This is a genomic window from Rhizobium sp. BK181 (assembly GCF_014193305.1).
GTDB lineage: Bacteria > Pseudomonadota > Alphaproteobacteria > Rhizobiales > Rhizobiaceae > Rhizobium.
Genome location: NZ_JACHZA010000002.1, coordinates 253088 through 272189, shown reverse-complemented (window position 1 = coordinate 272189; position 19102 = coordinate 253088). Strand labels below are relative to the sequence as shown.

20 protein-coding genes are annotated in these 19102 nt (G+C 58.3%); 6 read left to right on the top strand and 14 right to left on the bottom strand.

Translation table 11 applies throughout. The features are described 5' to 3' along the window. Positions 1-116: 116 nt before the first annotated feature. The gene (locus tag FHT77_RS08770) at positions 117-1841 is read left to right on the top strand and encodes a retron Ec67 family RNA-directed DNA polymerase/endonuclease (RefSeq protein WP_183754357.1); all 1725 of its coding nucleotides are present in this window, start codon (positions 117-119) and stop codon (positions 1839-1841) included. Between the two features lie 313 nt (positions 1842-2154). Here the strand turns inward: FHT77_RS08770 and FHT77_RS08765 are convergent, their stop codons facing one another. After that, positions 2155-2433 (bottom strand): hypothetical protein, encoded by a 279-nt coding sequence (locus FHT77_RS08765; RefSeq protein ID WP_183754355.1) that lies wholly within the window; start codon positions 2431-2433, stop codon positions 2155-2157. A 109-nt stretch (positions 2434-2542) separates the two neighbouring features. Here FHT77_RS08765 and FHT77_RS08760 point away from each other — a divergent pair, with 109 nt between their 5' ends. Beyond that, a complete protein-coding gene (locus FHT77_RS08760; RefSeq protein WP_183754353.1) occupies positions 2543-2698 on the top strand; it encodes a hypothetical protein in 156 nt (51 codons plus the stop codon). A gap of 96 nt (positions 2699-2794) precedes the next feature. Here the strand turns inward: FHT77_RS08760 and FHT77_RS08755 are convergent, their stop codons facing one another. From FHT77_RS08755 to FHT77_RS08745, 3 genes are all read right to left on the bottom strand, one after another. Beyond that, the gene (locus FHT77_RS08755; protein WP_183754351.1) at positions 2795-3508 is read right to left on the bottom strand and encodes an SOS response-associated peptidase; all 714 of its coding nucleotides are present in this window, start codon (positions 3506-3508) and stop codon (positions 2795-2797) included. 285 nt (positions 3509-3793) lie between these two features. Further along, positions 3794-3988: a hypothetical protein gene (locus FHT77_RS08750; RefSeq protein ID WP_183754349.1), complete on the bottom strand. Its 195-nt coding sequence runs from the start codon at positions 3986-3988 to the stop codon at positions 3794-3796. Then, positions 3988-4155 carry a hypothetical protein gene (locus FHT77_RS08745; RefSeq protein ID WP_183754347.1) on the bottom strand — a complete coding sequence of 56 codons (168 nt, stop codon included), beginning with the start codon at positions 4153-4155 and terminating at the stop codon, positions 3988-3990. Before FHT77_RS08745 ends, FHT77_RS08750 begins: the two co-directional genes overlap by 1 nt. A gap of 572 nt (positions 4156-4727) precedes the next feature. Here FHT77_RS08745 and FHT77_RS08740 point away from each other — a divergent pair. From FHT77_RS08740 to FHT77_RS08725, 4 genes are all read left to right on the top strand, one after another. Then, complete coding sequence (locus FHT77_RS08740; protein ID WP_183754346.1) at positions 4728-5939, top strand: nucleotidyltransferase; 1212 nt, start codon at positions 4728-4730, stop codon at positions 5937-5939. 200 nt (positions 5940-6139) lie between these two features. Next, a complete protein-coding gene (locus FHT77_RS08735) occupies positions 6140-7654 on the top strand; it encodes a ThiF family adenylyltransferase (protein ID WP_246719745.1) in 1515 nt (504 codons plus the stop codon). Further along, positions 7635-8126, top strand: a complete 492-nt coding sequence (locus FHT77_RS32205) for a Mov34/MPN/PAD-1 family protein (RefSeq protein WP_183754341.1) — start codon at positions 7635-7637, stop codon at positions 8124-8126. The genes FHT77_RS08735 and FHT77_RS32205 overlap by 20 nt, the downstream gene beginning before the upstream one ends. Positions 8127-8163: 37 nt before the next feature. Then, entirely contained in the window at positions 8164-9294 is a 1131-nt protein-coding gene (locus FHT77_RS08725) for an SAVED domain-containing protein (protein ID WP_183754339.1), read from the top strand. Positions 9295-9422: 128 nt separating this feature from the next. Here the strand turns inward: FHT77_RS08725 and FHT77_RS32200 are convergent, their stop codons facing one another. The 10 genes from FHT77_RS32200 to FHT77_RS08675 form a co-directional block, all read right to left on the bottom strand. Beyond that, entirely contained in the window at positions 9423-9704 is a 282-nt protein-coding gene (locus FHT77_RS32200) for a MurR/RpiR family transcriptional regulator (RefSeq protein WP_183754338.1), read from the bottom strand. A 76-nt stretch (positions 9705-9780) separates the two neighbouring features. Then, a complete protein-coding gene (locus FHT77_RS08715) occupies positions 9781-9960 on the bottom strand; it encodes a hypothetical protein (protein WP_183754336.1) in 180 nt (59 codons plus the stop codon). Position 9961: 1 nt separating this feature from the next. Beyond that, a complete protein-coding gene (locus tag FHT77_RS08710; protein ID WP_183754334.1) occupies positions 9962-10351 on the bottom strand; it encodes a tautomerase family protein in 390 nt (129 codons plus the stop codon). Between the two features lie 64 nt (positions 10352-10415). Continuing rightward, on the bottom strand, positions 10416-11225 hold the full coding sequence (gene iolB / locus FHT77_RS08705) for a 5-deoxy-glucuronate isomerase (RefSeq protein ID WP_183754332.1): 810 nt from the start codon (positions 11223-11225) through the stop codon (positions 10416-10418). Positions 11226-11259: 34 nt separating this feature from the next. After that, the gene (gene iolD / locus FHT77_RS08700) at positions 11260-13101 is read right to left on the bottom strand and encodes a 3D-(3,5/4)-trihydroxycyclohexane-1,2-dione acylhydrolase (decyclizing) (RefSeq protein WP_183754330.1); all 1842 of its coding nucleotides are present in this window, start codon (positions 13099-13101) and stop codon (positions 11260-11262) included. Positions 13102-13111: 10 nt separating this feature from the next. Further along, positions 13112-15022 carry a bifunctional 5-dehydro-2-deoxygluconokinase/5-dehydro-2-deoxyphosphogluconate aldolase gene (gene iolC / locus FHT77_RS08695; protein WP_183754328.1) on the bottom strand — a complete coding sequence of 637 codons (1911 nt, stop codon included), beginning with the start codon at positions 15020-15022 and terminating at the stop codon, positions 13112-13114. Positions 15023-15159: 137 nt separating this feature from the next. After that, the gene (locus FHT77_RS08690; RefSeq protein ID WP_183754326.1) at positions 15160-16095 is read right to left on the bottom strand and encodes a DMT family transporter; all 936 of its coding nucleotides are present in this window, start codon (positions 16093-16095) and stop codon (positions 15160-15162) included. After that, positions 16088-17113 (bottom strand): Gfo/Idh/MocA family protein, encoded by a 1026-nt coding sequence (locus tag FHT77_RS08685; RefSeq protein WP_183754324.1) that lies wholly within the window; start codon positions 17111-17113, stop codon positions 16088-16090. The genes FHT77_RS08690 and FHT77_RS08685 overlap by 8 nt, the downstream gene beginning before the upstream one ends. A gap of 11 nt (positions 17114-17124) precedes the next feature. After that, on the bottom strand, positions 17125-18030 hold the full coding sequence (locus FHT77_RS08680) for a sugar phosphate isomerase/epimerase family protein (protein WP_183754322.1): 906 nt from the start codon (positions 18028-18030) through the stop codon (positions 17125-17127). A gap of 24 nt (positions 18031-18054) precedes the next feature. After that, positions 18055-19089, bottom strand: a complete 1035-nt coding sequence (locus FHT77_RS08675) for a Gfo/Idh/MocA family protein (protein WP_183754320.1) — start codon at positions 19087-19089, stop codon at positions 18055-18057. Positions 19090-19102: the final 13 nt, after the last annotated feature.

Here is a 19102-nt window from a genome sequence, read left to right as displayed (position 1 = left end):
CGCATCGCGACGGTTGCTGACAATGTCAGGCCTGATTGCTCCTTCCGGAGTACCCTTACGTTCTTCTACGGGAAATCCCGTGACACGCATACGAGTGCCCGCAAGCGACCCACACCATGACCCTCAAAAATCTTCGTGCATGCAAGGACTTGTCCGACCTGGCCCATTTGCTGAGCGTGTCTCCAAAGGGGCTGAGTTACATCCTTTACAAAATACCGCCGCACCTAAAGTACACGCACTTCGAAGTACCGAAGAAATCAGGCGGCAGTCGGACAATTTCGTCACCAGAACGGCGTCTCAAGTTCGTTCAGTCGCGTCTGACCGAACTACTCTATGCGTGCCAGCGCGAAATCGTGCCGGTTGAAGAGAACATCAAGAAGGTCCTCTCGCATGGCTTTCAGAAGAAGCGCGGCCTATCGATACAAACAAACGCTGGCAAGCACACCAATCGACGATTTGTATTGAATGTCGATCTTGAGGGCTTCTTCCCTTCGCTGAATTTCGGTCGTGTCCGAGGGTACTTCCTGAAGAACCGGGATTTCCAGCTCCCTGAAGCCGTGGCGACGGTCATCGCTCAGATCGTTTGCCACGACAACGAGCTACCCCAGGGCGCGCCAACTTCTCCTATCGTGTCGGACTTGATGGCCCGCGTCATGGACGTGCACCTTTCAAAAATGGCCGCCGCGCATGGCTGTACCTATTCGCGATATGTCGACGACCTGACATTCTCGACCAATCTTGCCGAGTTCCCGCCAGCATTAGCTCTGGAAAATCCGTTGTCTGGAAACTGGGACGCCGGACACGAACTTCGAGGTCGCATATGGAGGCAAGGCTTCACCATCAATGACCAGAAGACCAGGATGCAGACGCGCGCATCGCGGCAAGAGGTCACCGGCCTAATTGTAAACGAGTTCGTAAATGTCCGCACAGAGGTCGAGGCTCACAATCGAGTCCTTGTCCACTCCCTAGTGAAGAAAGGGACGTGCTTCCAAAAAGATCCCAAGTCGGGAGCCGAAACCCCCTTGTCTTTGGAGCAGATCGGCGGCCGGCTCAGTCACCAGTTTCAGGTCAAGGCCACTCGCCACGGCTTCAAGTCAGCTCGTGAGTTTGAGAAGGCCGGCGAGGACATTCCCAAGTTCTATCGAGACTACGCGCACTACATCAACTACTGCAGCTTCCATGTGAACCCCGTCCCTACGATCGTTTGCGAGGGAAAAACGGACGTCATTTATTTGAAGACCGCGATCCAGGTTCTCCACGCCAAATTTCCGAAGCTCGGTGGTTTGTCCGGTGGAAAGTACGCCTCGGACGTTCGCTTCTTCGGACAGAGCCGTCATCACACCGCAGCGACAAGACTGTCCGGTGGAGCAGGTGACGTCCAGCATTTCGTGCGGGATTACAACAAGATTGTCCTGCCGTTTCATGCGGGTGGCCAATTGAGCCCGGTGATCGTTTTCGTGGACAACGACAAAGCTACAAACGGCATCTGGAGCTTCATAAAGGAGAGAACGGGTTCGGCTACGCCTATCGATGGCTCCGATCCGTTCTACCATATCGAGCGGAATCTGTTTGTGGTCGCCGTCCCCGGCAAAGTCGGCAACACCGAACGGATCGTGGAAGACCTATTCGACGCCACGACCAAGGCAATGACCTGGGATGGTAAAACCGTTGATTTGAAGCAGAAACGCGGCCAGCCGCCTGCGAAAGGTAAGATGAGCAAGGAGCGTTTTGCGACGAAGGTTGTTCGAGATCAGCGTGGCAAGATCGACTTCTCAGGATTCGAACCCGTGCTGAAAGCATTCTCAGACATCATCGAGACGAAACTCACACCATCCAAATAAAAGGTGTGCGTCTCGGTAGAGAAGAGCGGAACGTTGGGAGGAGCGGTATTGCACGCCTGTCCCAACGTCCTGGGCGCTTTCACGGCCGTCCGATCATTTGCGATCGACCCGGTGGTCGTGATTTCGTGTTTCGTAGGTATCTTGCGCCCGTCAGAAAATCAACTACGCGCCCCGAGAACGCCCTTCACGCGCACGACGAGTAGCGCCAGGGCAACAACCCCGATCTGTATGGAAACAAGCAACACCCGCGGGATGATGCGCGGCCTGCATGGTCCATGGACTCGATGACCTCAGCAGATTGCTTTCTGCGTCCCTACACTTCGGTGTCGTCCGAATTGAATCTCGGCGTGCCTAGCTTAGACTTGCGCTTTAGAAGCTCAGCGCCTTTGGCAAAGTCGTGTGCCATGGAACCGTCCTCCGACAACACGATAGGCCGCGATGCAACTTTGTTTTGAGCCATTTTGACGAGAGTCTCTTGGAGGAACTCCGTCCGCCGCGTCATGCTCTCGAGATCGCGCTCAAGCTCGCGCACTCTCTCTTCCAGTGCTTCTACCTGAGCATTGCCGATTGTGGGTTCCTCGGGATCTACCATGCACACCTCTCTTTTCCATGGCTTCACCATACACGGCCATCGCCCGCGAAATCCAGAGATCCGGATTCTCCTAAATACAAAGTAACAACATCAACAGGAGACCCACATAATGCATGAACTAAGCCAACAAATCGACGAAGCGACACGCAACCTTGCCCTGCTTCAAGAGGCCAAGCGCCTCAATGGCAACAAGGGTTATGATTTTCCCATTCGCCAAGCTATTCGCAGACTGGACGAACTGCAAAAACAAGCTGCGAGGAACTGAGACTTACACCGTTGTGCGCTCGCTAGTCTCTACGGAGCGATTCGGGGTGGCTGCGGATGCCACGACAGCGCCTTGGACTCTCGAAGCGCGCAAGCACTAGGATTCGATCGTTGGATCGATCTCATCCAAGATGTCGGGCGTATCATTCTTGGGCGACCCGACCTTTCTTCCGATCGGCCACATCTTCATCTGGTCTCCCGGGAAAGGTTTCATTAGCTCGTCCGGATCGGGCTCCGGCGATAGCCATCGCTCGTAATCTGCCCGATGCAGGATGACAGGCATTCGGTCATGGATACTTGCCATCATCTCATTCGGCGGGCATGTCACGACCGCGAAGTTGCGAACATCGGCGCCAGTGGCCGGATCGCGCCAAGTGTCCCAAATGCCAGCGAGTGCAAATGCACGGTCATCGGCCATTGCGATTGCGTACGGCTGCTTGTTTTTGCCCGTGCCGAGGATGTCCTTCCATTCGAAGAAGCCATTGATCGGCACTAGGCAGCGCCGCGAGCGGAAGGCAGACTTGAACAATCCGTTCGTAGCAATGCCCTCGCATCGTGCATTGATCGGTGGCGGACGACCGCCTGGCTTCATCCAGGAAGGCTGCAGGCCCCAGCGAGCGGTGACGAAGACCGGTCCCATGGTGTCGGGTTCGCGCACCATGTCGCGAATGATGATCGGGTAATAGAGAGATGGCGCGCCGTTATATCGCGGAAACTGATTGCTGAGATTTCCGATATCACCGCGTGCCGCGAACGCGAAGTTCTGCAGCATCTCCTCCAAGGTCGCCTTTATATAGATGCGTCCGCACACCATCGCCTCCCTATCAGTCTCGCGGTAGCTTTCCGATCAGAAATCTATTGCTGGCATGGTTGCCGCACGCCGAACACTTCAGTCTCTTTGCCAAATTGGCAAGGGTGACCCGCTTTCCAACCTGTGGCCCGAGTTCCCAGCGGTCGATCGGAGAGGTTTTCATACATGCTGGGCACGCAGCTACCAGCACGTACATTTCCGGCAACGAGCCGAGAGTTTCCCGACTCAAATCAATGGCGTGGTCCCCAGGTGGCGCCAAATTAATGCCCCTGCGGTGACGCATGTTCATTTCCGTTCGAGCTTCGGCGTCCATCCTCGCGTCATTCCGCGGCTCATGGCACCCTCAGCGAGAAGCAACTGCCTCCTCAAATGCCGGATGTCCTCAAGTAGGGTAGCGATTGTGGCGCACGCGTCGTCGTCATGCCAGGCAAGCGCGGCTTGTACCTCGAAGTCGATATCTTCCTTCGTCAGCGGGATCATCAGTGTAGATCCAGATTGAGTTGGTGATTTTTGATCTGTGGCAGTGCGCGGCCGATCTCGATACTGCCAAAGGTGCGCTTCCGTCGTTCGGCATCACGTTCCCGTTCAGCGCGGCAAGCAGCCACCACCGCCAAAGCTGCTGCCACGACTTCCTCAGATCTGGTCATTTTACACCTCGTCATTTGTTCACTTTATGTTCTTTATTTGGGGCAAAAAGTCAAGTCCGGAAGGCTCCTCGAGAGGTGCTCTCGACTGCAGACGCGCAGACGGCTTTCGGGCTTGTGTTCATGAACTTGTGCGCTCACGTCTGAAGTCGTGCAAGCTGTCGTGCGCCATGCCATGGGTCCCCCGGCGCCCTAGGAAGAAGGAGATCTTCGCTGTCCTTGGCTACGAATGGCTCAAAGGGAATGTCCAGTTCATTGTCCAGAAACTCGAAGGCCGCCCCAGTCGCAAACTGGTGTGCTCGAAGACCGTTGGCTTTGTTCTCTATGTGGCTGATCTCGTTGCTTCATTTTTTGGCACGCCATTGAACATGCCCCCCTTGATCCACGGGCGGCGCGAACCTAAATGCAACCTGTGTGCGATAAGTCGCCGCGGGGCACCATCCATTCAGGTTTGTCCGTTTCGACAAATCGATCTAGTTCTGGGACGAAGCTGATCGAGTTGTCAGGCGACATGCGCCCACAGGCGCAGGCACCAATGGTCGTGCTTATCGTTGGGTTAGCAGGATGAGGGCGCGATGATTACGATTACCAAGGAAGCCGAAGGCTACCTCGAGGCTTTGGCGGACGAGCTTAGTATTTCACCCACTAGATACCAGCAGGCAGTTTCTAGTTACGAGTCCTTGGGCACTTGGCTGCATCGCGACGCATCGACGGTGAAGCAATACGATCCGCAAGTGTACTCCCAGGGTTCGTTCCGGCTGGGCACAGTTATCAAACCGGACGACGAAAACGGTCAGTATGACATTGACTCGGTCTGCGAGTTGGCCGCGCTGGTGAAGGATCAGTTGACCCAACAAACCCTCAAGGAAATGCTTCGGGTGGAAATTGAGGCCTATCGTGTAGCTCAGGCAATGGTGAAGCCTCTCGGGGAAGGCCGTCGTTGCTGGACGCTCGAGTATGCGGATGGGGCACAGTTCCATATGGATATCGTTCCGGCGCTTCCTAATGGCCCCTCTACGCGAGTGTTGCTAGAATCGCGCGGGCTCGATGCACAGTGGGCCGGGACCGCGATCGCCATCACAGACAATAAACACCCACTCTTTTTTCAGCAAACGAGCAACTGGCCCCGTTCCAACCCCAAGGGTTACGCCAATTGGTTCCGTTCGCGCATGGCTGACGCTTTCGCGCGCAAGCGCCAAAAGCTCGCCGAATCGACGCAGGCCAGCGTGGAAAGCATTCCTGAGTACCGGGTAGTCACCCCGCTGCAACAGGCAATCATGATCCTCAAGCGGCATCGCGATCAGATGTTCGCGGACCGCAAGGATGTCAAACCGATCTCCGTGATCCTTACGACATTGGCAGCTCACGCATACGAAGGCGAGGAAACAATCGGCCAAGCTCTCGTTTCAATCCTGACCAAGATGGACCGCTTCATCGGGTTCGATGGCATCCGATACCACATAACCAATCCGTCTGACCCCCTGGAGAACTTCGCAGATAAGTGGGCCGAATATCCGGAACGCCAAGCTGCGTTTTCCGAATGGCTGGAAGCAGCTCGGCGAGACTTCTTCCATGCCGCCCAGGGGAACAGCCGTCAGATGATAACCGACTCCGTGGCGCCCCGCATAGGTCGCGGCCTGGCTGAGCGGGCAAGGGACCGTGCGGCCCCAAAGCCGGCCTCGTCGCTACTGCGTCCTGCCACGGCCGCGACCGTCGCCGCGGCCGTGCCCTCTTTCCCCGCTCAGGCGCGTGTTCCGGGTAAGCCGGCAGGATTCGGCGGCAAATGATCTGGTGGGTTTCGGATCCCGGCCGAGGCTTGTCTGAGCGGCTTGAGATTGCTCGGCTTGAGCAATCGGCTGACTGGCTCCAGAACGTGCGGTGGCGCCTAGACGGACTGAAGTTGTTATTGGACTTTGAGATTGTCGAAGCGGATTCTAGGTGGCGTCTTGTAATGCGCTACCCGGAATTTTTCCCTTCGATTCCTCCCTTGGTATTCAACGCGGACAGCGAACGCCTATCCGGCCATCAGTACGGTCCGTCAGGCGAGCTATGCCTGGAGTATCGGCCCGACAACTGGGAGCTAAATTTCACTGGCTCGATGATGATCGAAAGCGCCTACCGCTTGCTTGTAGGCGAAAGCGCTGAATCGAGAGGCGACGGGGTTCCCTCGGCTCACGCGGTATCTGAAGGCCAGCGTCTCCGCGGCACCTACCTCAGGCTTGTCATACCTGAGGTAGCATTGCATTTGGTTCAAGCCATGGATGACCGCCAGTTAATGCCAATCGAGGTCGATGAGCACTACTACGGCGACGCTGCCGTGGCGCATCTGACCATGCTTGGCTCGGATGGAGATAAGATCTGGCAACAGAGTAAGCCCGTATCGGCCGCCACTAATTACAAGGGGACCGCAATCCGTGTTCCTCGCGGAATCATGTTTCCGGGACCCGCCAAAGAAGAAGACTTGGCCTTGGTTCTGAAGGCCGCAGGCCTCACCACTGAGTTTCCGGATTGGCCGCCTGCCACCTACCTGCTTGTAGATGACGACACCGCTTGGTTAGCGATGGTGTTTCGCAAGACAGATGGCGACGTCCGCCATTACGGCTACTCCACATTTGTTGCAGACGCTGGCCAACGACGGCTTCCAACTGCAAACTCGGCGCTCGCCGACAAGCGGATCGCACTAATCGGATGTGGTTCTCTTGGATCGAGAACGGCGGCAATGCTGGTGCGATCGGGTGCCCGGAAGCTTGAATTGTTCGACGACGACATTCTCGCTCCCGGAAACTTGGTGAGGAATGAGCTCGATTGGCGTGGTGTCGGTGCACACAAAGCAAAGGTACTGCGGGCACGGCTACTCGAGATTGCTCCGGACGCAAAGGTCACCGTGCAAATCGTGAACCTTGGCGGCCAGGAAAGTTCTGAGTGGACCGCCACCGCACTCGAAACGATCTCCAACTGCGACCTGATTATCGACGCTACCGCGGATGCGACGGTTTTCGGCCTTGCCGCTGCTGCCGCGAGATTCAGGGGCCGGCCAATGGTATGGGCCGAAGTCTTCGGTGGTGGGATCGGTGGAATCGTCGCCCGATCGCGACCTGAGCACGATCCGTCACCTGATGTGGCACGTCGCCAGATTCTCAAATGGTGCGACGATCAGGACATTGAGTGGAAGATGCCTTCCCAGCAAGTGAACTACGGCGTCCTGCAGACAGGCCAACCTCCGATGATCGCCGACGATGCGGATGTCTCCGTCATCGCTGGCCACTTGGCCCGTCTGACTATCGATACCCTTCGCGGTGGTGGCAGCCAATTTCCCGCTCCTGCATATGCCATCGGCCTCAGCGAAGGCTGGATATTCACTGCTCCGTTCGATACTCACCCCATCAACTACACCGGCACGGATGGCTGGGGCGCGGGATCGTGCCCCGACGAGGTGAAGCTGAAAGAACTCGTGTCTCTTCTCTTCTCTGAACAGGACCAAGATGCAAATCGCTTTAGCTAGCTCGGTCCGGAGGAAGATCTGCCGGGAACTGTCCCAATCAGGGCGACGAGAAACCGGAGGCTTGTTGTTGGCTGAGCAATTGGACGACGAGGGTCGATTTCGGGTTGTAGACGTTACTGTCGATCCGAGGGGTGGCGAAAGCACGTACTTCGAGCGTCGCCCAGAGCTCCACACTCAAGCCTTGGAAGCTTTCTTTGAGAAGCATAGCAATGACTTCGGCCGTTTTAATTACCTCGGAGAATGGCATTCCCATCCAAGCTTTCCGGTAACCCCGAGCATGACCGACGTAACGACAATGCAGGCCATGGTCGAGGACGTCGGCAACATCGACTTCTCCGTTTTGATGATTGTTAGGTTGCGGATGTTCGTCATGCTGCAAGTGGGAGCGAACCTTTTTATGCGTGGGCGAGCGCCACAGCCTGTCGAAATGATTAACGACCCGGCGCCGCGAATCCGCAGAAAATTCATTTGAAATGGTGCCGCGGTCGGCGCGGCGATAAGGGGGCCACATGTCAAAGACAGCAATTCCAGCAAAAGTCGCAAGTGCCTTGTGGGCAAAGGCGGCTGGGCGGTGTCAATTCCGTGGATGTAACAAGCTCCTAATCGGCGATCTCATCTCGGGTAAACGTACAGGCAAGTTCGGCTACATCGCTCACATCGTCGCTGACGAGGCCGGCGGCCCTCGCGGAGATGCGGTGCGATCTCCCCAACTTGCTCAGGACATCGACAACCTGATGCTTATGTGTCCCATCCACCACAAGGCAATCGACGTGGATTATCTGGCAGACTTTCCCGAGGATGTTCTTCTGGCGATGAAGGCGGAGCACGAGGACCGGATCGAGATTGTCACCGACATGGATGTCGACCGCGTCTCGCATGTCGTGAGGTTCGCCGCCACGACTGGTCAGCGCGACTCTTTGGTTACAACGCGTGCAATCTTCAGCGCGATGCCCCCCGATCACCACCCAGCAGAAGGCCGCACGATTGACATCGAATTGATCGGATCGGAACGCAAGGATCACGAAGAAACCTACTGGACTGAGCAGAACGAAAACTTGGAACGGCTTTTCGCGCGAAAGATCAAGGAGCGCATCGAACAGCGGGAGATCCGTCAGCTCAGCGTCTTCGCCCTGGCACCGCAGCCACTGTTGATCCGCCTCGGTACGCTCCTAGGCGACGTCGTGCCCGTTTCTGTTCATCAGAAGCACCGGGAACCGGACACATGGAAATGGTTGCCTGACCAACCACGTATTTCTTACCAGGTCAGCGAATACGGCAGCAGGAAGGACGTGCCGGTCGCGCTAAAATTGGCCTTGAGCGCCACGGTGAATGACGACAGGATTTTTTCGGTGTTAGGGAAAGACACGGCCGTATGGTCGATCACGTGCGAGCAACCCGGAAACGACATCATGCGCAGGAAGGACGACCTCGCGGTATATAAGAAATTACTGCGCGACCTCTTCAACAGAATCAAAGCCCATCATGGGGAAGGTGCGCTGGTCCACGTGTTCCCGGCGATCCCGGCGTCTGCAGCGGTTGAAACTGGGCGTGTCTGGATGCCCAAAGCAGACCTGGGGATGAAAATATACGACCAGAACCGAACCGCGCAGGCTTTCGTTCCAACGATCTCAATCGGCTAGAACATAGGGAAAGGTTGATACGACGAGCTCAGCGCATCATCTCTCTGGGAGTCATCAGGAGGTTCCAATCTTGGCACATATCAAGCCCTGCCAGGATCGAAGCAGACTCATGACAGCAGCCTATCCCCTTACTTGGACTGCGCTTTCAATGTTCGGAACGAGCCCTTGATATGCTCCCGGAAGATCTTCCGAAAATCTCGAAAGCTCTCGAATCCCAATGACCGTGCGGCACGCACTACGGTGGAGTTGGCAACGCCGGTTGCCCTCGCAAGCGACTCCACCGTGCCGAATGCGACGGATTCGGGCTGATCAAGAGACCGCCTGAGTACAGCGGCAACGTGCGGGGAAAAGGAGGTCCGTCGAGCTATGACTACGCTCTTGATCTCCGGGACATTGATTGGTCCGGTCATGTATATCACCTCGTTTTCGCGCAGAGTGCCACGATGTTCATTGGTGGATCGAGTTGGCCGCCCGGCGGTCGCGGAGCTACCACCAGCGCCAATCGAGCGTGTCGGCAGCGTCGACTTGCCGCTCCCACAGTTCGATTTCGCTGGGAGAACCGCTCGGCTGTCGGGGTGGCCTTGCGCAGATCGAACGCAGCAGCAGCGCTTCGTGCAGGAGCGTCCTCAAGGTTGCGGGATCTTCCAGGGTCTTCGCGTTCCCCATTCTAAAGCTCTCCCTCAACAAACTGCGCCCGCCCCCTTCCGAACGACCAGTCCTCGTCGGTGTTTTGAACAAACGAAATCATGACGTCCGTTGACGGTATTCCGCACCGCTCTCGGAGCGAACTGCAAAGGTTTTCATAGAAGCCAAGCTTTTCCGCTTGCGCACGAGGCCGGGAGACAACCTCGACAAGGACAAACTTCTCGCTGCGCGGGATATCAAGCCCAGTATCCAAGGCTCGCATGTGAGAGGGCTCGTGCTCATTCAAGATCTGGTATCGGTCGCGTTCCGGCACGTTGAACGACCGGACCATCGCCTCGTGCGCAGTGTCGAGCAGCGCATCGATCTCCTCTGCATTGCGGCCCTTGTAGACGTGAAATTTCATTAGCGGCATTGGATTATACTCCTCGGCCTTTTCGGCCGGACAAGCGACAATAGGGACGGTGGATTGGCGAGCGCTATTTTGCGTCGCGGTCCAAAATCCACTTCACTTCCGGCGCGGGGATGAAGCGCCATTTCCGCACTGGGCCAGCCATCACGTTCAGGTAATACATTTCGAAACCGTATGGCGCACCGCACGGGTGGTGGCCGCGCGGCACGAGGACGACATCACCATCGGCAACTGCCATGGTCTCGTCCAGTTTGCCATCGTCGGTATAGACCCGCTGGATCCCGAATCCCTCTCTGGGATTGAGCCTGTGGTAGTAGGTCTCTTCCAGGTAGGTGATCCTCGGGAAATCGTCCTCATCGTGACGATGCGATGGATAGCTCGACCAATGCCCGGCGGGCGTAAACACCTCCGTGACAAGCAAGGAATCGCAGAAAACCTCGTTCTCCATCGCGATGTTGTTGATGTAGCGGGTGTTGGTACCGCGCCCCCTCTCGGCGAGCGAAATGCCATCCGGTCCGATCCGTCGCGCGGACCGCCCGGTCTTGCCCGGCGCCGAGCAAACCGCAATGGTGCAGTCAGTGTCGGCCACCAATGCCCATTCCTCCTGGGCCGGAATGTAGAGGCAATGAGGCGGCGTCTTCTCGAAGACGTTCATACGCTCGCCCAGGACACCCCAATCAGTGCCGGCGGCCCTGACGGATGCTTTGCCCTCGACGACGACGAGGATCACCTCGTTGGATCCTGTCGCCTCGCCAGCGGCTTCACCCGCCCGCAGCCTATACAGTGAGAACCCGACATACCGCCATCCGGCTGACTGCGGTGTGATCTCGTGAACCTTCCCGTGATCACCGAACGGCTTGCGCTTCAGATCTGCCACAACTGGCCCTCCCGTTGGTTTGGATACACTGCCATCAATTCACCAGGTTCTGCCGTGACAGGCCCGCCTGATAGCGAGAACGAGCCTCGGCACCCTTTTCCGTCCGAGTGATTTCGGGCACCGCCACATCCCACCAGTGGCCACCGCCCCCCTCGCCAGGTCCATGCATGGGATCGGTGTCGATCACGATGACGGTCGGGCGATCGCGATCTCGCGCAGCGACAATACGGCGCTCGAGATCGGCAATGTCCGTTGCTTTCTCTGCGAAGGCGCCCATGGATCCCGCATGCGCGACGAAATCGATCTCTGGCTGAACCTCGACATTGCAGTCCTTGTAGAGGTTGTTGAACTGCTCGCCGCCGCAGCCCATCTGGAGGCGGTTGATGCAACCATAGCCGCGATTGTCGGTCAGGATCACCGTGAACGGGATCCGCCTCATGACGGCAGTTGCCAGCTCGGAGTTGGCCATCATGTAGCTGCCGTCCCCAACGAAGCAGAGAACTTCGCGATCCGGGAGCGCAAGCTTGGCTCCCAGTGCGCCTGCGAGTTCGTAGCCCATGCAGGAGAAGCCGTATTCCATGTGGTATCCGCCCTGTGACGCCTGCCAGAGAAGCTTCAGCGCTCCGGGCATCGTTCCCGCGGCACACATCGCAATCGACTTCTCCGTCGATGCGCGCTGCACGGCCCCGATGACTTGAGCATCCGTGGGCAAGTATCCTGGTGCGCGATCCCCAGGCGCCGCGCAATGGGCGTTGACGCGATCCAGCCAGTCCGATTTCAGTTCTGATTGCGGCGCCGTAGCAGCGTATGAACCGAGTTTTTCGGTCAGCTTTTCGAGAACGACCTTTGCGTCACCGATGAGCCCGACAGCACCATGCTTGTCACCGTCGTAAGGCTGCACGTTGATAGACACGACCTTGCGCCCTGTCTTATCGAACAACGACCACGAACCTGTGGTGAAGTCCTGGAAGCGGGTACCCACCCCGATGACGACATCAGCACGTTCGCAAACCGCGTTCGCGGCCGCCGAACCATCGACGCCAGCAGCACCGAAGTTCAGCGCATGCGATTGCGGCAGTGCCGATTTCCCAGCCTGGGTCTCCACAATCGGAATCCGATGCCGGGTGGCAAATTCTGCCAGAACGGTCTCCGCCTGAGAATAGATCACACCGCCACCGCAGACGATGACCGGGTTTTCGGCCCTGCGGATGAGATCAGCAACATCGGCGAGATCGCGGGAGTCCGGTTCCGGCCGCCGAACACGCCAGGTCTTTTCGGCAAAGAAGTCCTCCGGGTAGTCATGGGCTTCCGCTTGCACATCCTGGCAGAAGGCGAGCGTGACAGGTCCGCAAGCGGCCGGGTCCGTCAGCACGCGCATGGCCCGCGGAAGCGCTGTCAGAAGATGCTCAGGGCGCATGATCCTGTCGAAGTATCTGCTGACCGGGCGGAAGCAGTCGTTTGCGGACACCGAACCATCCTCGAAGTCCTCGATTTGCTGAAGCACAGGATCCGGCCGGCGGTTGGCAAACACGTCTCCCGGCACGAAGAGAACTGGAAGGCGGTTCACGTGAGCGAGTGCTGCCGCGGTCACCATGTTGGTCGCTCCGGGGCCGATCGACGAGGTGACCATCTGAGCTCGCTTCCGTTTCCGAGCCTTTGCGTAGGCGATAGCTGTGTGGGCCATCGTCTGCTCGTTCTGGCCGCGCCACGTCGGGAAGGCCGAGCCGATCCCTTCAAGGGCTTCTCCCAGTCCTGCGACGTTTCCATGACCGAAGATCGCCCACGCCCCCTCGATGAAGCGCTCACCGTCCTCGTTCAATTGCACCGAAAGCCAGCGCACCATGGCCTGTGCGGCCGTCAGTCGAATGGTCGTCATTCGTATTCTCCTACGCTGCCTTGTGCGACTTGAAGCGTGCCGCGTCCCAGATCTCGCAAAGTCGCGTGTAGCGCTTCGCCATCTCGGTGACCGCATCGGCGTCGCCGATCTCGCCCTTCATCCAGGACCTGGCGACGTCGCCGAAGATCGTCCGGCCCACCGCAAACCCCCTGACCAGATCAAAGGATGCAGCAACCTCGAACGAGGCGGCCAGTTCTGCTTCCGGTGCATCCAAGCCGAGAACAACGATCCCCCGAGTGTTGCGGTCGTTCTTCTCGATCGCCGCGATGGCATTCTTCCAGGCAGCCTTCGTCTTCATCGGCTCGAGCTTCCACCAGTCCGGGTAGACGCCGATGTCGTAGAACTGTTGAATTAAGATTGCGCTCGTCTCGTCATCCACCGCGGACACCTTCGATGGAATGATTTCGAGCAGAAACTCCAAACCGTTACGGCGCGATGCCTCGTAGAGCCTCTTGACCGTCGTCTCCTGGTCGGCACGGCGCTCTGCACTGTCGGACGGGTGGCAGAAGCACAGGATTTTCACGACATTGTCGCGCGCCCATTCCTCCAGGCCGCCACAATCCAAACCGAGTTCTGGCTCGAGCGTCAGCGGCCGAGACGCTGGCCATTCGCAGGGACGCCCAACCCACAACCCGGTGCCAGCCGCCGCGTGAAGCGCCCGTCGTCCAATACGGTTGTCGCAGAGGATCCCGTATCCTGGCCTGCCGTTCTGTACGCGCTGTGCAGCCTCCAGGCATAGCAGCTTGAAGTCGCCACCCCGCTTCAGTGTGTAGCCGGGCAGCTCTTCCAGCTGCATGCGATGATCAAAAGCAAACACGTGCATGCTCGACCAATCTCCGCTGCGGTTCGTCGCCCAATGGATTTGCTCAAGCTCATGATCGTTCCGCAGATCCGGGCGTGTCACCCCACGCTTGAGGAAGAACTGCAGCTCCTCGAGACTTGGGTATGCTGGCGTGCATCCGTGGCGGCTTACGGCGAAGGCACCACAAGCATTGGCGTATTCCAGGGCCTTCGGCCAGGCTTCGCCATCGAGCCAGCCCTTCAACAGACCCGCAAAGAAGCCATCGCCGGCGCCAAGGACATTGAATACCTCGATTGGGAATCCCGGGCCCCTCTGAGCATCATCAAGGCTATTCGGGACCCAATCCTCAATAGCCACCGCGCCCAGTGCACCTCGCTTGCAGATCATGGTGGCATCGGAAACATTCCGAACTGCCCTGAGAGCATCGACGGTGTTTGTAGAGCCGCCGGCGATGTGAAACTCCTCCTCGGTTCCGACAATCAGGTCGAAGAGATGCAGGGTGGACTGGAGTTTGTCGGTAACGCCCCGGCTCTCTACGAACCTGCTCTCGCCATCGCCATGACCCGCAACGCCCCACAGATTGGGGCGATAGTCGATATCGAGCGCCGTCTTGACACCGTTCCTGCGGGCGACCTTGAGTGCCTTCATGACCGCGGCTTCCGTGCGGGCGTTGGACAGGTGTGTCCCGGTCACCACCAGTGCTCGGGATTCAGCAATGAATCCTTCGTCGATGTCATCCTCGGAAAGCGCCATGTCCGCGCAGTTCTCGCGATAGAAGATGAGCGGAAACTGGTCCTCATCACGGATGCCGAGGAGCACTAAGGCTGTCAGACGTTCCGGATCCGTCGCCACTCCCCGGGTATCGACGCGTTCCCGCTGGAGCTGCTCTCGGATGAAGCGTCCCATGTGCTCGTCACCCACGCGCGTAATGACGGCACTCTTGAGACCGAGGCGCGCTGCGCCACAGGCAATGTTGGTGGGGCTACCGCCGATATACTTACGGAAGGAACCCATGTCCTCCAGGCGTCCGCCGATCTGCGCCCCATAAAGATCGACGCTGGAGCGCCCGATCGTGATGACATCCAATCTCTTGTTCATATCTTCATCCTTTCATCCGGAAGCCGCGCCGCCCGCTGGACACGCCTCTCCCACCGTCCGACAGAGACCGACGGACCTGCATCTGATTTCAATTCGACTTGGACCAATGGCCCAGATTCAGTGGTGACCCACCGCGTTCACCCGCTGGGCGCTTTCCTTGCCAGCGCCTCACGCGCGACGGCTGCAGAGATGACGGCACACCCAGCGGCCTGAACCGAAGTGATCGACGCACCGACGAAGATGAATGCAAAGACCATCGCCCACGCGGGTTCGAAGATCATCATCACGCCAGCTTTCGCCGGAGCCGTCCGGCTTTGCCCCTCGAACTGCAGCACGAACCGAAGGCACGTCGAAAGAACCAGACTCGCCAGAAACCAACCGAGTGTCGAGAATGACGGGATCGTCGCGGGCAACTCCTCCGTGACCATCGATCCGACGGCGACGATTGCACCAGTACAGAAGAGTTGGGCAACGGAAACCGATGCTGCACTCACGTCTCGCGCCTTCTCCCTGACGACGACAAGGCTGACAGCCCACAACAGTGCCGATACCAGGAACATCACATCCGGCGCCGCAAGGGTAGAACCGGCATTGAGCAGCAAGAGTGCGAGCCCCACAGCGGCAACGGCAAGGGAGGTCGCCGAGTGGAGTGCTAGGCGCCACCTGAAGATGACGAGGCCGACAAGCGGCACCATCAGATTGCCAGTCGCGGTAATGAAAGCTGCGACGCCTATGTGGCTGGTATGCTTCAGTCCAATGATCCACAGCGTCATCGCCGCAGCCATCGCAAACGAAGAAAGGGCAAGCCCCTTCCAAACGCGGCGCATGGGACCGAGTGACGGCAGTCCGAGCGTGATATGGATCAGCAGACCTGCGATCATAAAGCGGGAGCCGATGAACAGGAGCGGCGGCAGCTCCTTCAGTGCATTGAGCGAAAAGAGCCAGCCGCTTCCAGCAAGAAGAGCCGCTAGAAACAGTTGGGCCTCGCCAGACTCCACCAGCCACCCTATCGCCGTACGCATCGGTCCTGGACGACGAGATCCCACCGGAACGGCCTCGACACGGTCAGACATCGACCGTCCGCCCTTCTTGCGCAGAGAGCCTTGCCGCGTCGAGTACCATTAACGTCGCGGTAGCCTCCTCGACACTGACGGGAGGCGGGCCGTCGCCGTTCACCGCCCGCAGAAAACCCTCATAATAGGAATGGTATTGCCCCTGCTCGGATGGAACAACACTATCGCCGGTCCTCGTTCGAAGAATACCGAGGCGGTCCTCTGACTCATAGCCCCAACCCGAAGGATCGTCAGCCGGGCGCTTGCCAGCGAAGATGGCCTGCGTCTGTACATCAGTGCCGGACGAGACAAAGCTTCCATTCTCGCCATAGGCACGAAACTCCCTCACGGTCAGCCTGTTGAGTTTGCTCGCAGACAGGTGCGAATGAACACCGGAGACATGCTGCAAATTCAGGACGAACCCGGCATCGGTTACTCCCTCGCTGGTTTCGGCAACATCCAAATATGCGGACACGCTCCGCACCGGGCCAAGTAACCAGAGCATCTGATCAACCAAATGGCTCCCGAGATCCCGCAAAAGGCCTCCGGTCGGCCCGCCCTCAAGCGTCGCGGGATCATCGAACTCCATGCGGGAATGCACGCGCCATAGTTTACCGAGTTCCCCTGAACCGATCACCTTCTTCAAGGTGAGAACGTCGGCGTCGAACCGTCTGTTATGGTAGACAGCCAGGACCACACCTGCACGCTCCGCGGCTTCGCCAAGTTCCCGCGCAACCGCGGCACTTGATGCGAAAGGCTTGTCTGCGACGACGTGAAGTCCGGCAGCGATCGCCTCGAGCACGAGCTCTCGACGCGTTTGCGGAGGAGTCGTGATGGTGACGGCATCGATGCCGCCTGCTTTGATCATGTCGGCGAGGCTGGCATAGACGGGTATACTTGGCATATCTTCCTGGACACGCGCGATTGTTTGCGGTGCGCGGGCAACGACACCCGCAAGCTCGACACCCTGTGCCGCAGCGATATAGGGGGCATGAAAATGCCTGCCCCCTGTGCCATATCCAACCAGTCCCAAACGCATCGCTTGCCCGCCTACTTCTTCCAGTACTTGTCGACGTACTTCTGAATTTCCGAGCGCATGAAGCGGCCGGACGCGTCAGCGCGATCCTCCCAACCGAAGACGCAAGCCGTGACGATGCCATCGAAGCCAACTTCGGCGAGCGATGAGAAGAAGGTGTCCCAGTTGATCTCGCCCTGCCCCATGTCCATGTGCTGGTGAATGGTCACCTTGGCACCCGGAGGATTGATGATGTAGCGAAGGCCCGACGACGCCCGATGATTGTAGGTGTCGGCTACATGGACATGGTTGATCAGCGGGCCAGCGTCCCGGATCATCTTCGCCATATCATCGCCGAAGTAGAAGGTGTGCGGTGCGCAGTAGAGGAACTTGACGTTCTTGGAGCCAATCGTCTTCAGCATGTCGATGGCCGGATGCAGAGTCTCGCACCAATCTTCCGGATGCGGTTCCATGTTAAGGGTCACGCCTTCCTTCTCGAAGACCGGCACGAGTTCCTCGATCGAACGCCACCAGGCGGCTTCGCTGTGCTCGTGGGTAAAATGTCCGCCGCAGCAATTGGAACGATGGCCACGGTCCGGCGACGGGCCGCGTCCAAACTCTGAATTCATCGTGTCGACGCCGAGATCAACGGCGAGCTGGATCGCTTCCTTCCAGTAGCCGACCGCTGCCTTGCGCTCGTCTTCGTGTGGGCTTGCCCAACGATACATCGGCAATAGGGACGCTACCTGGACGTTATGGTCCTTGAGTGCCTTCTTGAACTCCGCCACGCGCTCCTTGTGGGCGCGTGGGCGAACCCACCACGGAAGCAGATCGTCGCGCGGCGAGACCTCGATGTACTCGTAGCCGAGTTCGGCCGCCTTGCGGCAAAGTTCATTCAACGGCAGGTGCCGATGCATATGCGGGTCGAGAGCAATCTTCATGGCTTCCTCCTCCTCGGTGTTTTGTTAAGCGGCAGGCTTGAGCGTGTTGGGCGCATAGAAGGCCGGGCGCTCGCCGATCTTGATCGGTACGATCTTGCCAGAATGCTTCGCTTCGACGCAGGCATCCGCAGTCACCGCCGCGAAGTAACCGTCCCAGGCCGTCGGGCCACGAACCACGCCTGCCTTGACGGACTCGATCCACTCCTGGAGCTCGACGTCGTAGCTGTCGATAAAGCGGAGCTTCCAATCCTGGAGGATCTCGTGGCTGAGCTTTGCGTCCTTGCGCAACAGCACACTCATCGGCTCGGGAAGATAGCCGATCCCGTCCTCACCCACGACCTGGCACTGGATGTCGTAGCCATAGGGGCAGTTGACGAAGACCTCGACATCGATGCGGATCCCCTTCTTGGTTTCGAGCAGGATCATATGGGGATCGTCGAGATCCTTGCGAGTGTGCTTTGTCTTGCGCGGCATGATGATCTGCGCCGACACGTAATCGTCATCCAGCAACCAGCGAAGCACGTCGATCTCATGCGGGAATGAATCGGTGATCGCCATGTCGCCTGCATAGACCTCGGGAACGCTCGGGTTGCGATGGGCGCAGTGCACCATCAGCGGCTCACCGAGATTGCCGTTGGTGATCTGCTCCTTGAGCAGGCGGTAGCTCTTGTCGTAACGGCGCATGAAGCCGACCTGGACAAGCTGGCGTCCGCTGGCAATCTCCGCATTGACGATGTTGAGGCAGGCCTCGGCAGTTGTCGCCAGCGGCTTCTCACAGAAGACGGGCTTGCCAGCAGCGATCGACGAGAGAACAAATTCTTCGTGGGTCGGCCCCCAAGACGTCACGACGATGGCATCGACGTTGGGATCGGCGACGAGGTCGTGGCCGTTCTCGAATACCTTGGCGGCGGGGGTCAGGCGCTTGGCGACCTCCTCCGCCTGAGCTTTGTTGATGTCGTTGACAGCGACGACGGTCGAACCAACCAGCTTGTGATGGAGGCGCTGGATGTGCTCCTGGCCGATTGCGCCAGTTCCGATAACACCGATCTTGAGGGTCATTGGCTTGTTCCTG

Excerpts from the sequence above, each read along its gene's own strand:
- FHT77_RS08725 (WP_183754339.1), top strand. The coding sequence starts at position 8,164 with ATGTCAAAGACAGCAATTCCAGCAAAAGTCGCAAGTGCCTTGTGGGCA.
- FHT77_RS08750 (WP_183754349.1), bottom strand. The coding sequence starts at position 3,988 with ATGATCCCGCTGACGAAGGAAGATATCGACTTCGAGGTACAAGCCGCG.
- FHT77_RS08675 (WP_183754320.1), bottom strand. The coding sequence starts at position 19,089 with ATGACCCTCAAGATCGGTGTTATCGGAACTGGCGCAATCGGCCAGGAG.
- FHT77_RS08770 (WP_183754357.1), top strand. The coding sequence starts at position 117 with ATGACCCTCAAAAATCTTCGTGCATGCAAGGACTTGTCCGACCTGGCC.
- FHT77_RS32200 (WP_183754338.1), bottom strand. The coding sequence starts at position 9,704 with ATGACCGGACCAATCAATGTCCCGGAGATCAAGAGCGTAGTCATAGCT.
- FHT77_RS08690 (WP_183754326.1), bottom strand. The coding sequence starts at position 16,095 with ATGTCTGACCGTGTCGAGGCCGTTCCGGTGGGATCTCGTCGTCCAGGA.
- FHT77_RS08715 (WP_183754336.1), bottom strand. The coding sequence starts at position 9,960 with ATGGGGAACGCGAAGACCCTGGAAGATCCCGCAACCTTGAGGACGCTC.
- FHT77_RS32205 (WP_183754341.1), top strand. The coding sequence starts at position 7,635 with ATGCAAATCGCTTTAGCTAGCTCGGTCCGGAGGAAGATCTGCCGGGAA.
- FHT77_RS08765 (WP_183754355.1), bottom strand. The coding sequence starts at position 2,433 with ATGGTAGATCCCGAGGAACCCACAATCGGCAATGCTCAGGTAGAAGCA.
- FHT77_RS08745 (WP_183754347.1), bottom strand. The coding sequence starts at position 4,155 with ATGACCAGATCTGAGGAAGTCGTGGCAGCAGCTTTGGCGGTGGTGGCT.
- FHT77_RS08685 (WP_183754324.1), bottom strand. The coding sequence starts at position 17,113 with ATGCGTTTGGGACTGGTTGGATATGGCACAGGGGGCAGGCATTTTCAT.
- FHT77_RS08740 (WP_183754346.1), top strand. The coding sequence starts at position 4,728 with ATGATTACGATTACCAAGGAAGCCGAAGGCTACCTCGAGGCTTTGGCG.
- iolC (WP_183754328.1), bottom strand. The coding sequence starts at position 15,022 with ATGAACAAGAGATTGGATGTCATCACGATCGGGCGCTCCAGCGTCGAT.
- FHT77_RS08680 (WP_183754322.1), bottom strand. The coding sequence starts at position 18,030 with ATGAAGATTGCTCTCGACCCGCATATGCATCGGCACCTGCCGTTGAAT.
- iolD (WP_183754330.1), bottom strand. The coding sequence starts at position 13,101 with ATGACGACCATTCGACTGACGGCCGCACAGGCCATGGTGCGCTGGCTT.
- FHT77_RS08710 (WP_183754334.1), bottom strand. The coding sequence starts at position 10,351 with ATGCCGCTAATGAAATTTCACGTCTACAAGGGCCGCAATGCAGAGGAG.
- FHT77_RS08760 (WP_183754353.1), top strand. The coding sequence starts at position 2,543 with ATGCATGAACTAAGCCAACAAATCGACGAAGCGACACGCAACCTTGCC.